The following is a 13,469-nucleotide window of genomic DNA, read 5'->3' on the forward strand; positions in this document are numbered from 1 at the left end:
ATCCGATTTCCTCGGTGCTTTCCGGTCCCTTTCGCTTTCGCTCCGGGCCCTTCCGGCGTTTCCGACTCTATCAGATCCTTTCGGGGTCTGATTCCCTGTCAGAGGGGGTTGCCTTCCCGGCTGTTGGGCCGTTCCGACGTCTCAAACTCTAGCGGATTTCCCCGGCGGCTCATAATCGAGCCAATCGAAATGAATTTCGGCATGCCGAAATTCGTCCCGGTAGGGAGATCGTGCGGAGTTGAGGTGCCGCTACTGCGGCGGGATGGCTGTCGAAGAACCGTTCCGGCTCCGTGACAACTCGGAGAACACTACGCATCCCCGAGGGGCGTGTCAAGGGCCCCCTGGGAGGCGCCTGCCGGTCGGCTTCAGTCCAGGTCCGTCAGGCGACCGCCGGCGTCCGGCTGGGTCAGCTCCACGCGGCGGAGCAGGCGGATCAGCATCTCGCCCAGGCTGCCGCGCTCCTCCGCGGAGAGGTCCTGGAGGAGCTCCTCCTCGAAGGCCGTCGCCATGCGCATGGCCTCCAGCCACTTCTGGCGGCCCTCGTCCGTCAGCTCGACGATCACGCGCACCCGGTTGTTCTCGTCGCGGTCGCGCGTGACCAGGCCCTCGCCGGCCATGCGGTCGATGCGGTGGGTCATGGCGGCCGGCGTGAGGCCGAGGCGCTTCGCGAGCTCGCCGGGGCCCAGGCGGTACGGGGCGCCCGAGAGGACCAGGGTCTTCAGGACCTCCCACTCGGCGTTGCTGATGCCGAGGTCGGCGACCTGGCGGCCGTACGCCACGTTCATCCGGCGGTTCAGCCGGCCCAGGGCGGAGACCACCTTCTCGACCTGGGGGTCGAGGTCGCGGAACTCGCGCTGGTAGGCGGCGATCTGCTCGTCGAGGCTCGGCTCCTGGGAGGCCTGAGGGCCGGACGGCTCGGGGGTGTCGGACATGCGGCGAGTATCCCACGCGGCTCGTTGGCGTTGAAGTCCTTCCATGTGTATCTTTAAGCATCGAACTTTAGGATCGAAGTCTTCAGGGTTCAGGGCTACAGCACTGAACCCGCGACCGAAGTGGGTGAGTGTGACCAAGGCGATGGGCGCCGCGATGCGCCGGATTCAGGCAGGCAGCGCGCTGAGCGCGTTCGGGCTCGGCTTCACGGTGCCGTACCTCTATGTGTACGTCGCTCAGGTGCGGGATCTGGGCGCCGGTACCGCGGGTGTCGTGCTGGCCGTCTTCGCCATGGCCGCACTCCTGGTCCTGCCCTTCAGCGGACGCGCCATCGACCGGCGCGGGCCGGTTCCCGTGCTGCTGGCGGCCTCGCTGCTGGCCGCGCTCGGCTCGCTCGGGATGGGCGTCGCCTCCTCCGTGCCCGCGGCGGTCGGCTCCGCGGCGCTGCTCGGTGCCGGTACGGCAGTGATGCAGCCGGCGCTCGCGACGATGATCGTCTGGTCCTCGACGCCGACGACCCGTACGCGCTCCTTCGCCTGGCAGTTCTTCCTGCAGAACCTGGGACTCGGTGTCGGCGGTCTGATCGGCGGCCAGCTGGTCGACGTGAGCCGGCCCGGCAGCTTCCTGCTGCTGTTCTCGGTCCAGTCGGCGATGTTCCTGGTCCTCGCGGGCATCGTGCTCACCGTGCGGATGCCCGGGTCCGCGGTCCTGCCGGGTGCCCGGCCGGCCGGCGGCAACGGCGGCGGCGTGCGGGCGCTGCTCCGGCACAAGGCGATGGTGCAGCTGTGCGTGCTGGGCTTCGTGCTGTTCTTCGCCTGCTACGGCCAGTTCGAGTCGGGCCTCGCCGCGTACGGAACGGAGGCCGCCGGGATCGCCCCGTCGACGCTCGGCGTCGCCCTGGCCGCGAACACCGCGGTGATCGTGGCCGCGCAGTTCCTGGTGCTGAAGTTCGTCGAGCGCCGCAAGCGGACCCGGGTCATCGCCGCGGTGGGTCTGATCTGGACCGTGGCCTGGCTGTGCGCCGGATACGCGGGCCTCGGCCACGGCAGCCAGGCGATGGCGACGGCGGCGTTCGTCTCCACGTACGCCCTGTTCGGTCTCGGCGAGGCGATGCTGTCGCCGACGGTCGCGCCGCTGGTGGCCGACCTGGCGCCGGAGTCGATGGTCGGCACGTACAACTCGGCCTTCGCCCTGGTGAAGCAGCTGGCCCTCGCGGTGGGTCCGGCGGTCGGCGGGCCGATGGGCGCCTCGCTGCACGGGCCGTACATCGTGACCTTCGTGCTGTTCTCGCTGGGCATCACGTTCCTGGCGGTCCGGCTCGGCAGGCGGCTCACGCCGGTGCAGAACCAGCCGGCGCTCGCTGTGAAGGCCTCGCGGGTGGTGGCTCAGCACCAGCCCGCGAAGGAGCCCGCCGCCGCCTGACCCCCGCCCGCTCCTCCTGCCCCCGTACGGGCCCGCTTCCCCAGCGGGCCCGTTTCGCGTCAGGCACGCGGTACGACAGGGCCGTACGAACCTGGCGCGGCTCAGTCCGGCGCGGCTCAGTCCGGCAGGGCGAACTCGCACCACACCGCTTTGCCGCCGCCGGGAGTGCGGCGGCTCCCCCAGGACGAAGCGATCGTCGCGATGATCGAGATTCCTCGGCCGGCCTCGTCCTCCGACTCGGCGCGGCGGCGGCGCGGGAGGTGGTCGTCCCCGTCCGTGACCTCGATGATCAGCCGGCGGTCGGTGCGGCGCAGCCGCAGCCGCATGGGCGGGGTGCCGTGCTGGAGGGAGTTGCCCACCAGCTCACTGGTCGCGAGGACGCCCAGGTCGCGCAGCTCGACCGGGAAGCGCCAGCTGGCGAGGACGCCGGAGGCGAAGGCACGCGCGCGTGGCGCGGCTTCGACGCCGCCGAGGAGCTCCAGGGCCGCGTTGTGGAAGAGCTCGGCGTCGGCTCCCTTGCGGGCGGGGTGCTGGACGACGAGGACGGCCACGTCGTCGTCGTGCTCGGCGGTGACGCCGAGGGAGCGGAGCAGCCGGTCGCAGACGACCTGCGGGGTCCCGGTGGCTCCGGCGAGGGCGCGCTCCAGGGCGCTGACGCCCTCGTCGATGTCCTCGCGGCGCCGCTCGACGAGGCCGTCGGTGTAGAGGACGGCGGTGGAGCCGGGCGGCAGGGCGATGCTGCCGGAGGTGTGGAGCCAGCCTCCGGTGCCGAGCGGCGGTCCTGTGGGGTCGGCGGCGCGGCGGACGGTGCCGTCCTCGTCCCGTACGAGGATCGGGAGGTGGCCCGCGGAGGCGTAGACGAGCCGGCCCTCGTTGGGGTCGTGGACCGCGTAGACGCAGGTGGCGATCTGGCTGGCGTCGATCTCGGCGGCGAGGCCGTCGAGCAGCTGGAGCACCTCGTGCGGCGGCAGGTCGAGGCGCGCGTAGGCGCGGACGGCGGTGCGCAGCTGGCCCATGACGGCTGCGGCGCGCACGCCGCGGCCCATGACGTCGCCGATGACGAGGGCGGTGCGGCCGGCGCCGAGGGTGATGACGTCGTACCAGTCTCCGCCGACGGCGGCGTCGGTGCCGCCGGGCTGGTAGGTGGCGGCGATGCGCAGGTCGTCGGGCTGCTCCAGCTCCTGCGGGAGCAGGGAGCGCTGGAGGGTGACGGCGGTCTCGCGGTGGCGGCGCTCGCTGGCGCGGAGCCGTTCGGCGGCCTCGGCGTGGTCGGTGACGTCGGCGGCGTGGACGAGGACGCCGCCGTCGGCGAGGTGCGGGCTGTCCACGGGCAGGCAGGTGACGGTGTAGGAGCCGCCGTCCTGGGTGCGGCGGGACTTCACGGTGCGTGGCTTGCCGCTGCGGAGCACCTGGTCGAGGAGCGGGAGCAGGCCGAGCTCCTCCGCCTCGGGGCAGCTGTCGGCGACGGTGGCCCCGGTGGTGCGGGGGCCGAACGCGGCGGCGTACGCGTCGTTGACGTAGGCGATGCGGTGCTCCGGGCCGTGCACGAGCGCGACCAGGCCGGGGAGGCGGCCGACGATCTCCCGCACGGTGAAGTCCTCGAGGGTGGGGCCCTCGGCGGCATCGGCGGGCGCTCCGGCCGCGTCGGCGGGCTGGTCCGGCCGGGGCCCGTACTCACCGCGGGCCGCGGGCACGGAGCCCTCGGTCCCGCGGGCCGCCGCGCGGCGCTGCGTACCGGGGAGCCGGGCGCTCCAACGGGTGAAGTTCACGGATCTGTATGCCTCGTGGTGTCGTTGCCGTGCAGAGTCACTCTGTGCAGGTGTGAGCCCACCTATGGTCACACGTCCAGTGTGGCCGGGTGCACTGACAGTGAAGTCAGCCCGCGGGCTCGCCCGGGGTTCCGTCGGGAGGGGACGGGTCCTTCGGCGCGGGTGGTGGGGCGGCGGCGAGTTCGAACTCCGCACGTGGGTGTTCGAGGGAGCCGAGGGAGACGATCTCGCGTTTGAACAGGCCGGACAGGGTCCATTCGGCCAGGACGCGGGCCTTGCGGTTGAACGTGGGGACCCGGCTGAGGTGGTAGGCGCGGTGCATGAACCAGGCCGGATAGCCCTTGAGTTTGCGGCCGTAGACGTGGGCGACGCCCTTGTGGAGGCCGAGGGACGCGACGGATCCGGCGTAGGAGTGCGCGTAGTCCTTCAGCGGCTGTCCGCGCAGGGAGGCGGCGATGTTCTCGGCGAGCACCTTGGTCTGGCGGACGGCGTGCTGGGCGTTGGGGGCGCAGGTGGTGCCGGGTTCGCCTGCGGTCACGTCGGGGACGGCGGCGGCGTCGCCGGCGGCCCAGGCGTGGTCGACCCCGTCGACGGTGAGCCGCGCGGTGCAGACGATCCGGCCGCGTTCGTCGCGGGGCAGACCGGTGGCGGCGACGAGCGGCGCGGGTCGGACGCCGGCGGTCCACACGACGGTGCGGGTGGGCAGCCGGGTGCCGTCGCTGAGCACGGCGACGCGGTTCTCGCAGGACTCGAGGCGGGTGCCGAGGCGGACGTCGATGTTCCGTCCGCGCAGCTCGCGGATGGCGTAGCGGCCCATCTCCTCGCCGACCTCGGGCAGGATCCGGTCGGTGGCCTCGACGAGGACCCAGCGCAGGTCCTCGGGCTTGAGGTTGTGGTAGTACCGCGCGGTGTAGCGGGCCATGTCCTCGAGTTCGGCGAGGGCCTCGACGCCCGCGTAGCCGCCGCCGACGAAGACGAAGGTGAGGGCGGCGTCGCGGATGGCCGGGTCGCGGGTGGAGGACGCGATGTCCATCTGCTCGATGACGTGGTTGCGCAGGCCGATGGCCTCCTCGACGGTCTTGAAGCCGATGGCGTGGTCGGCGAGGCCGGGGACCGGGAGGGTGCGGGAGACCGAGCCGGGTGCGATGACGAGCTCGTCGTAGGCGAGCCGGACGTGGCCGGTGCCCTCCTCCTCCGTGGCGAGGGTGGAGAGGGTCGCGGTCCGTTTGGCGTGGTCGAGGGAGTGGACCTCGCCGATGACGATGCGGCAGCGGTCGAGGACCCGTCGGAGCGGGACGACGACGTGGCGCGGCGAGATGGAGCCGGCCGCGGCCTCGGGCAGGAACGGCTGGTACGTCATGTACGGCTCTGGGGTGACCACCGTGATCTCGGCCGTGCGGTCGCGCAGCTCGGCCTTGAGCTGCCGCTGCAGGCGCAGCGCGGTGTACATACCGACGTAGCCGCCGCCGACGACGAGGATGCGCACAGGTTCGGTCACTGTCCCATGACGCAACGCCGTCCGGGGTTTGTCCACAGGCCCGGCAAATTGTGTGACCGGAGGGGTACGGAGGCGCGGGGTGGCGATTGGGCCCGGTGCGCGGGGAAGTCCGCAGGTCAGGGTGGGCGTGCCGGGGGCGGTACGGGGCCGGAATCGGGAGGGTCCGGGTCCTTGCTCCGATCGGGGGGCGCACCGTACGGAACTGCCCCTTCTGAATTGACCCCGACTCAACTATGTTCGTACTTCATCGGGGAGCCCGATCGTCGTGCGCGGACCGGAAGCGCGGCAGGTTCGGACCCCCGTGTCAGGGCGGGGAGTCTCCGGGGGGAGACATCATGAGCGGGGGAACGCTTATGCAGGTTCAGGATTCGTACGGCCAGATCCGCACGGCGCAGCCGGTCGCGAACGGGCGTTCCGCGCCGCTGCGCGTGGACGCGCAGCGGAACCTGGAGCATGTGCTGCGGGCGGCGCGCGAGGTGTTCGGCGAGCTCGGGTACGGGGCGCCGATGGAGGACGTGGCCCGCCGCGCCCGGGTCGGCGTCGGCACGGTCTACCGCCGCTTCCCCAGCAAGGACGTGCTGGTGCGGCGCATAGCCGAGGAGGAGACGGCGCGGCTCACGGAGCAGGCGCGCACGGCCCTCGGCCAGGAGGACGAGCCGTGGTCGGCGCTGTCCCGGTTCCTGCGCACGTCGGTCGCCTCGGGCGCCGGCCGGCTGCTGCCGCCGCAGGTGCTGCGGGTCGGTGTCGACGACGTGGTGCTGCCGTCCGGTGCGCCGGACGAGGCGGCGCGGGTGCCGCACCAGCGGGCGTCCGTCCCGGCGGGGCCCGGCGGTTCCGTGGGATTCGGGGAGCAGGACGGTCAGCGGGTGGTCGGGCCGCGCGCGGTGCCGGCGGCGGAGCAGGACGACGCGGGGGCCGCGGAGCTCCTGGAGGTCGTGGGCAGGCTGGTGGACCGGGCGCGGGAGGCGGGCGAGCTGCGCACCGACGTCACGGTGGCCGACGTGCTGCTGGTGATAGCCACGGCCGCGCCGGCGCTGCCGGACGCGGCCCAGCAGGCGGCGGCGTCGGCCCGGCTCCTGGACATCCTTCTGGAGGGGCTGCGCTCGCGGTAGTGCGCCGCTGAGGGACGCGCGGTTCTCGGTGGTCCGGCCGGAGTGGTCCGGACGGACGGCCGAGCATGACACGAACGGTTGAGCGGTTACGCCCGGAGACGGGAAGTCGCCCCGGACGAGTGGTAAGTGGACGCGAGGGTTCGGCATGCCCGCGCTCTGTGGCAGGCTTGGCCGGTGTTCGGGTCCGAGCGTGCACTACGGGGGCTTCCGCGATGAGCGGTGACAGTCGGGACGAGACGCCGGCCGCCGCCGGCACCGCGGAGTCCGGCGGCCTGCCCGCCGGACAGGTCCCGAGCCAGGGCGTGTTGGGCGTGGACCCGGCCTCGTATCCGGCTCCCGCGTCGGCTCCCGGTGACGGTGCCGCTCCCGGTGACGGTGCCGCTCCCGGTGGGGCCGACGGTGTCGAGGCCGTCGGCGGTGCCGGGCTCGCCGAGGCCGGCGTGCCGCAGCAGCGCGACGGGGGCGGGTGGGGGCCGCAGCATGCCGCGGACGCCGCCGATGCCGGTTCCGTCCTGCCGCCGCCGCTCGATCTGCCGCCGTCCGACGCCGAGCTGGTGCAGCGGATGCGGGAGGGTGACGACGGCGCGTACGAGGAGCTGTTCCGCCGGCACTCCGCCGCCGTCCGCCGCTACGCCCGCAGCTGCTGCCGGGACGCGGACACCGCCGACGACCTGACGGCCGAGGTGTTCGCCCGCACGCTGCAGGCGGTGCGGCGCGGGGCCGGGCCCGAGCAGGCCGTGCGGGCGTATCTGCTGACGTCGGTCCGTCGGGTCGCCGCGACCTGGATCAGGACGCAGAAGCGCGAGCATCTGGTCGAGGACTTCGCGGTGTTCGCCGAGGAAGCCGCCCGGGCCGCCGAGTCCTCCGACCAGAGCGCGACCTTCGGCGCCGGCCTCGACCTGGGTGCCGACGTCCTCGCCATGCACGAGGCCGAGCAGTCCCTCGCCATGCAGGCGTTCCGTTCACTGCCCGAGCGCTGGCAGGCCGTGCTGTGGCACACCACGGTCGAGGAGGAGTCCCCGAGCGAGGTCGCCCCGCTGTTCGGGCTGACCGCGAACGCGACCGCCGTGCTCGCCAGCCGTGCCCGCGAAGGCCTCAAGCAGGCCTATCTGCAGGCCCATGTGAGCCAGTCGCTCACCGCGGGCGGCGACTGCGCCCGCTATGCCGACCGGCTCGGCGCGTTCGCGCGCGGCGGGCTGCGGATGCGGGCCGAGCGGGGGCTGCGCAAGCACCTCGACGAGTGCGCCAAGTGCCGGCTCGCCGCCGGGGAACTGGCGCATGTGAACGCCGGGATCCCGGCGCTGCTGCCGGTCGCCGTCATCGGCTGGTTCGCCGCCGGGTACGCGCTCAAGGCCGCCGGCATCGCCGCAGGCGGCGTGGCCGGGGCGGGCGCGGCCGGGGCCGCGGCGGCCGCCACGGGGACGACCGGCGGCACGACCGCCGGAGCCTCGTCCGCCGCCGCTGCCGAGGGCCTCGGCATTCCCGCCAAGGCGGGCCTCGCGGCGGTCGCCGCCGTCGCCGCGACCGCAGGCCTGGTGTGGGCGCTGACCGGCTCCGAGCCCCAGCCGGTCGCCCAGCCCGCCGCCACTCCGCCGGCGGTCGCCCCCGTCGAGACGCCGCCGCCCGCACCGAAGCCGAGCCCGAAGCCCACCCCGAAGCCGACGCCTCCGCCCGTACAGGCCCCACCGCCGTCGCCGAGCCCCACGCCCACTCCCACGAGGAGCGCGGCGCCGAGCCCGAAGCCCACCCCGAAGCCGAAGGTCACTCCTCCGCCTCCCCGGCCCACCCCGCCGAAGCCGTCCCCGACGCCGACGCCCGGGCCCGCCGTCTACCAGGTCAACCGGCTGCAGTACGGCGTGTTCGGAGACGGCACCGGGCCGGAGGTGAACCTCGCGCAGAGCAGCTGGATGTGGCAGCGCTCCGGCCTGACCATGGGCGGCACCCGCTACGCCCACGGCGTGACCGTGTACGCCCCGTCCTCGCTGCTCATCGACCTCAACCGGCAGTGCACCGGATACGACGCGCTCGTCGGCGTCGACGACATCACCGTGCCGATCGGGCCGGGCGGCGTCCGCTTCTCCGTCTACGGCGACGGTGAACGGCTGTGGCGTTCACCGGTGATGCGCCGCGGCGACGCACCGGTCCCCGTCCATGTCGACCTCGGCGGCCGCCGCACGCTCCGCCTGGTGGTCGAGGAGCACACGCCGTTCGGCACGGCCGCGGTCGCCGACTGGGCGGACTCCCGGATCACCTGCTCCTGACCCGCCCCGCGGAGGGCTCGCGCGGAGATCAGCGAGACGCCCGTCTCCCCGTCGCCCGGCCACAGCAGGCCGGGGAAGCGGGCGGACGCGGGGCCCGGGTCGGTGGTGTGACCGGGGCGGGCCGTCAGGCCGGCAGGGACCGGGCCGTCGGGATCAGGGGGCCCGGGACCGCGCGGTGCCGCGGGGCGGCCGTGCCCGTCCAGCAGGAGCCGCGGCGGGCGAGGAGGCGGCGGAGCCAGAGTTCGGTGGAGACCAGGTCGGCGAGGCCGTCGAGCGGGACGCGGTCGCCGTCGGCGGCGGCGCGCAGGGCGCGGCGGACCACCCGGGCCTCGATCAGGCCCGCGTCGGCGAGCAGCGGGGCGTCGAACAGCGCCGTCAGTTCGGGCAGGGCCGTGCGCAGCCCCGCGCGCGTGGCGGCGGCCGGGACCGCCGGGTGCGGGGCGCCCCAGCCCTCCGGGAGGTCGTGGATGCCGGAGCCCGCGAGGACGGTCCGCAGGACGTTCGCGCGGGCGTCGGGCTGGACCCGCAGCGACTCGGGCAGCTCGCGGCAGGCCCGTACGACCTGGTTGTCGAGGAACGGGGCGTGCAGACGCTGGCTGCGGATCTCCGCGGCCTGCTCCAGGACCCGGTGGTCGGCTGCCGCGCGGGCGAGGGCGGCACGCGCGCGTGCCTCGCCCGGCCGCTGGACGGAGGTCGGCAGGGTCGCCGCCCGGTTCAGGCGAACCGATACTTCGGCCAGCGCCTCACCCGTCAGCCAGCGCGCCGCGGGCCCCGGCCGGGACCAGGCGAGCGCCGCGAGCGAGGCCTCCAGGGGCCCGTAGGACCCGGCGGGCGCCCGGTTGGCCTCCAGGACGCGGGTGGCGGCCGCCTCCAGACCCGTGCGGTACGGCGTACGGGCCAGCCGGCGCGCCGCCCGGTACACCTGGAGGGGCACGAGGAGGGCGCCGGCCGAGGGCCCGGTGGCCTTCGCGAGCGCGGTCACCGGGCGCACCAGGAAGCGGCGCCGGCGGTCCATCAGCAGGTCGGCGAGGCGCGCCGGATGCGCGTCGAGGACCTGGCGGGCGCCGAAGCCGGTGAAGTGGTCGGCGCTGCCGCCGGCGAGCCGTCGGCGGTGGCGCTCGGCCGCCACCAGAGACGGGCCCGGTTCGTCGGTCAGCGGCCCGTCGAGTTCCGCGTACGGCAGTGCCTCCTCGCCGGCGGCGACGACCACGTGGTGCAGCCGCGGGTTCGCGGCGATCTCACGGGCCCGGGCCAGTTCCTCCTGGCTGCCGGGACCGGTCAGGTCGTTGAAGGTGACGGCGAGGAGCCGCTCGCCGGCCCCCGTGCCGTGGCCGAGGATCGTGCCCGGCACCCCGGGCAGTCCGGCCGCGAGCAGCGCCAGGGTGCCGGATGCGCTGCCGCCCGACAGGTCCGCGCCGATCCCGGGCGCAGGGGCGGCGCCCCGGGCCGCGCGCCGGTCGGCGGGCCCCATGCCGGGCACCGGCCCCGGGTCGGGCAGCGGCACCTCGGGCGCGTGCCGGGGCGCGGTGAGCCGGGCCCGTACCGCCTCGACCAGCGCGTCCCGTACGGCCTCCACGGCCTGCCGCGGATCCGCCTCGGGCGCCGCCACGGCGAGCGAGGCGACCGCCTCGTAGCCGGCGATCTCGCGGGAGCCCTCGCGCAGGATCAGCGCGTGCCCGGGCGGCACCCGGCGCACTCCCTCGTACGGCGTGGAGTCCCGCAGCGCCTCGGGCGTCTCCGGACAGGCGAGGAGCGCCGCCAGGTGCCCGATGTCGAGCTGGGCCTCGGTGAGGTCGGCGAGCGGCAGGGCGGCGGTGCCGTAGGCCGTGCCGCCCGCCCACGGGGTGTGGAACACCGGCCGGGCGCCCGCGAGGTCACCGGTCACGGTGATGCGGCGGCCGGCCTTCACGACGGCGGTGTAGCTGCCCGGCCACGCGGTCAGATGCCGCAGTGCGCCCCCGCGCGCGGTCAGCAGGCCGCGTCGCAGTTCCTCGTCGCTCGCGGCGCAGCAGCCGAGCACGGCGAGCCGGGTCTGCGGGTCCACGTCGATCAGGCGCACCTCGTCGGGCCGCCAGTCGCCGACCGCCCACAGCGGATCGGGGTCGCCCCACAGGAGTTGCGCGCCCACCGGATGCACCGTGCGCCCTTCGGCGGGGTCGCCCACGGCGCCGGCCGAGCCGGGCGCCGCCGTGTGGGGGGCGCCGAAGCGCGCGGCGACACTGCTCCAGCCCACCAGCCACCGCATCGCCGCCTCCACAAAGGTCGAGTGGAGGACATGCTGCCATGACAACGGCGCGCGGGAGGTGTCACGGGAGGCTTCGCGACAACGCGAATGCGCCCCTGGCATGGGCCAGTCGAAAGTCCCGCCGAACCATCACGTTTCGGCCATTCTCAACTGCCCGGCGGAACGGGGTTTTCCTCGGCAGCCCGGGAGGCGTTCGCCTCCCGGAGCCGTCCGCCGCCCGCGGGGAATGGGGCGACGGTGTCCCCCAGCCCACCCTTCCGGGACATCGGTCCTCGGCCAAGTGGGCCGACCCACGCAGCACTCATGGAACCGTTCCCGCACCGCCCCGGCGAGAGCGCACGGCCGGGCGCACGGCCACACGGCCGGAGCACGGGAAGCGGACCCCGGGGGGTCACTCATTCCATCCCACAACAATCTCGCCATACGGAACACCACCCCTTAACGGTCAGGATCCGGCGAACTACGCTGTGCTTACGAATGCCGCACGCCTATGCCCGGCGTTGTGCCCGGCGTGCGGCGGCCGTCTGGGTGTCGTGTCGAGGGGTGGCGTCATGTCCAGGGAGCAACGCGGGCCGAACGAAAAGCTCGGCACGGTTCTCGCCCTCGCGGGAATCAGCAACGCCGGGCTCGCCCGGCGCGTCAACGACCTCGGTGCCCAACGGGGACTGACGCTTCGTTACGACAAGACGTCGGTGGCCCGGTGGGTGTCCAAGGGCATGGTGCCGCAGGGCGCCGCACCGCATCTGATCGCCGCCGCCATCGGCCAGAAGCTCGGCCGGCCGGTGCCGCTGCACGAGATCGGGCTCGCCGACGCCGACCCCGCGCCCGAGGTGGGTCTCGCCTTCCCGCGCGACGTGGGAGAGGCGGTCCGCGCCGCGACCGACCTCTACCGGCTCGATCTCGCCGGACGGCGGGGCGGCGGCATATGGCAGTCGCTCGCCGGCTCCTTCTCCGTCAGCGCCTACGCGACCCCGGCCTCCCGCTGGCTGATCACGCCGGCCGACCCGTCGGTGGAACGTCGGGTGCCGGGCGGGGGCGGCACGGGCACGGCGGGTCCGCCGGGCTTCACGGGGGCGGGTGCCACGGGTCCGGCAGGTCCAGCGGGTCCGGCGGGTCCGGCAGCCGCTTCGGGCCCCGGAGGTGCCGCGGGTGCCGCGGGCGTCTCGGACTCCGCAGGCCCCGCAGCTCCCGCCGGCGCCTCAGGCGCCGGAAGCGCCGTGACCGCCGTGACCGCCGTGACCGCGGCAGTCGCCGCGGGCCCCGCCGCCGAGATCGTCGAGCACGCGCGCGTGGGGCACAGCGACGTGGCCAAGCTGCGCGAGGCCGCCGAGGACGCCCGCCGCTGGGACTCCAAGTACGGCGGCGGCGACTGGCGTTCCTCCATGGTCCCCGAGTGCTTAAGGGTCGACGCCGCGCCGCTGCTGCTCGGCTCGTACTCCGACGAGGTCGGCCGCGCCCTGTTCGGCGCGACCGCCGAACTGACCCGGCTGGCCGGCTGGATGGCCTTCGATACCGGCCAGCAGGAGGCCGCCCAGCGCTACTACATCCAGGCACTGCGGCTCGCCCGCGCCGCCGCCGACGTGCCCCTGGGCGGCTACGTCCTCGCCTCCATGTCGCTCCAGGCGACCTACCGGGGCTTCGCCGACGAGGGCGTCGACCTCGCCCAGGCCGCCCTCGAACGCAACCGGGGCCTCGCCACCGCCCGCACCATGTCCTTCTTCCGGCTCGTCGAGGCCCGGGCGCACGCCAAGGCGGGCGACGGGACGGCCGCCGCCGCCGCGCTCAAGGCGGCCGAGGGCTGGCTCGAGCGCTCCCGCGAGGGCGACCCCGACCCGTCCTGGCTCGGCTTCTACTCGTACGACCGGTTCTGTGCCGACGCCGCCGAGTGCTACCGCGACCTGAAACTGCCCCGGCAGGTGCGCCGCTTCACCGAGCAGGCGCTGTCCCGGCCCACGGAGGAGTACGTCCGCTCCCACGGGCTGCGGCTCGTCGTGTCGGCCGTGGCCGAGCTGGAGTCCGGCAACCTGGACGCGGCCTGCGCCGCCGGCACGCGCGCGGTGGAGGTCGCCGGACGGATCTCCTCCGCCCGGACCACCGAGTACGTACGGGACCTGCTGCACCGCCTGGAGCCGTACGGCGACGAGCCCCGGGTCATCGAGCTGCGCGAACGGGCCCGCCCGCTGCTCGTGGCCCCGGCGTGAGACGGCTCGGTACGGCGTGACACTCGTCCCA

At 74.5% G+C, this 13,469-nt stretch carries 8 protein-coding genes; 4 read left to right on the plus strand and 4 right to left on the minus strand.

The features are described from left to right. Window positions 1-365: 365 nt before the first annotated feature. Window positions 366-932: a MarR family winged helix-turn-helix transcriptional regulator gene (locus tag ESG85_RS10930; RefSeq protein WP_128977985.1), complete on the minus strand. Its 567-nt coding sequence runs from the start codon at window positions 930-932 to the stop codon at window positions 366-368. A gap of 142 nt (window positions 933-1,074) precedes the next feature. Here ESG85_RS10930 and ESG85_RS10935 point away from each other — a divergent pair, with 142 nt between their 5' ends. Continuing rightward, window positions 1,075-2,352 (plus strand): MFS transporter, encoded by a 1,278-nt coding sequence (locus ESG85_RS10935; RefSeq protein WP_128978056.1) that lies wholly within the window; start codon window positions 1,075-1,077, stop codon window positions 2,350-2,352. A gap of 116 nt (window positions 2,353-2,468) precedes the next feature. On the opposite strand, the gene ESG85_RS10940 is transcribed toward ESG85_RS10935, so the two are convergent. Together ESG85_RS10940 and ESG85_RS10945 are read right to left on the minus strand one after the other, a co-directional pair. Beyond that, window positions 2,469-4,121, minus strand: coding sequence for an ATP-binding SpoIIE family protein phosphatase (locus ESG85_RS10940; RefSeq protein ID WP_128977987.1), 1,653 nt, complete (start codon window positions 4,119-4,121; stop codon window positions 2,469-2,471). 106 nt (window positions 4,122-4,227) lie between these two features. Next, complete coding sequence (locus ESG85_RS10945) at window positions 4,228-5,619, minus strand: NAD(P)/FAD-dependent oxidoreductase (protein ID WP_128977989.1); 1,392 nt, start codon at window positions 5,617-5,619, stop codon at window positions 4,228-4,230. A 353-nt stretch (window positions 5,620-5,972) separates the two neighbouring features. Here ESG85_RS10945 and ESG85_RS10950 point away from each other — a divergent pair, with 353 nt between their 5' ends. Together ESG85_RS10950 and ESG85_RS10955 are read left to right on the plus strand one after the other, a co-directional pair. Beyond that, the gene (locus ESG85_RS10950; protein WP_246094929.1) at window positions 5,973-6,731 is read left to right on the plus strand and encodes a TetR/AcrR family transcriptional regulator; all 759 of its coding nucleotides are present in this window, start codon (window positions 5,973-5,975) and stop codon (window positions 6,729-6,731) included. 212 nt (window positions 6,732-6,943) lie between these two features. After that, entirely contained in the window at window positions 6,944-8,992 is a 2,049-nt protein-coding gene (locus ESG85_RS10955) for a sigma-70 family RNA polymerase sigma factor (protein WP_128977993.1), read from the plus strand. Between the two features lie 124 nt (window positions 8,993-9,116). Here the strand turns inward: ESG85_RS10955 and ESG85_RS10960 are convergent, their stop codons facing one another. Then, complete coding sequence (locus ESG85_RS10960; protein ID WP_128977995.1) at window positions 9,117-11,237, minus strand: asparagine synthase-related protein; 2,121 nt, start codon at window positions 11,235-11,237, stop codon at window positions 9,117-9,119. A 551-nt stretch (window positions 11,238-11,788) separates the two neighbouring features. Here ESG85_RS10960 and ESG85_RS10965 point away from each other — a divergent pair. Further along, complete coding sequence (locus ESG85_RS10965) at window positions 11,789-13,438, plus strand: NsdA family TPR-like regulatory protein (protein WP_128977997.1); 1,650 nt, start codon at window positions 11,789-11,791, stop codon at window positions 13,436-13,438. Window positions 13,439-13,469 lie beyond the last annotated feature (31 nt).

The organism is Streptomyces roseicoloratus (assembly GCF_004117935.1).
GTDB classification, from domain to species: domain Bacteria; phylum Actinomycetota; class Actinomycetes; order Streptomycetales; family Streptomycetaceae; genus Streptomyces; species Streptomyces roseicoloratus.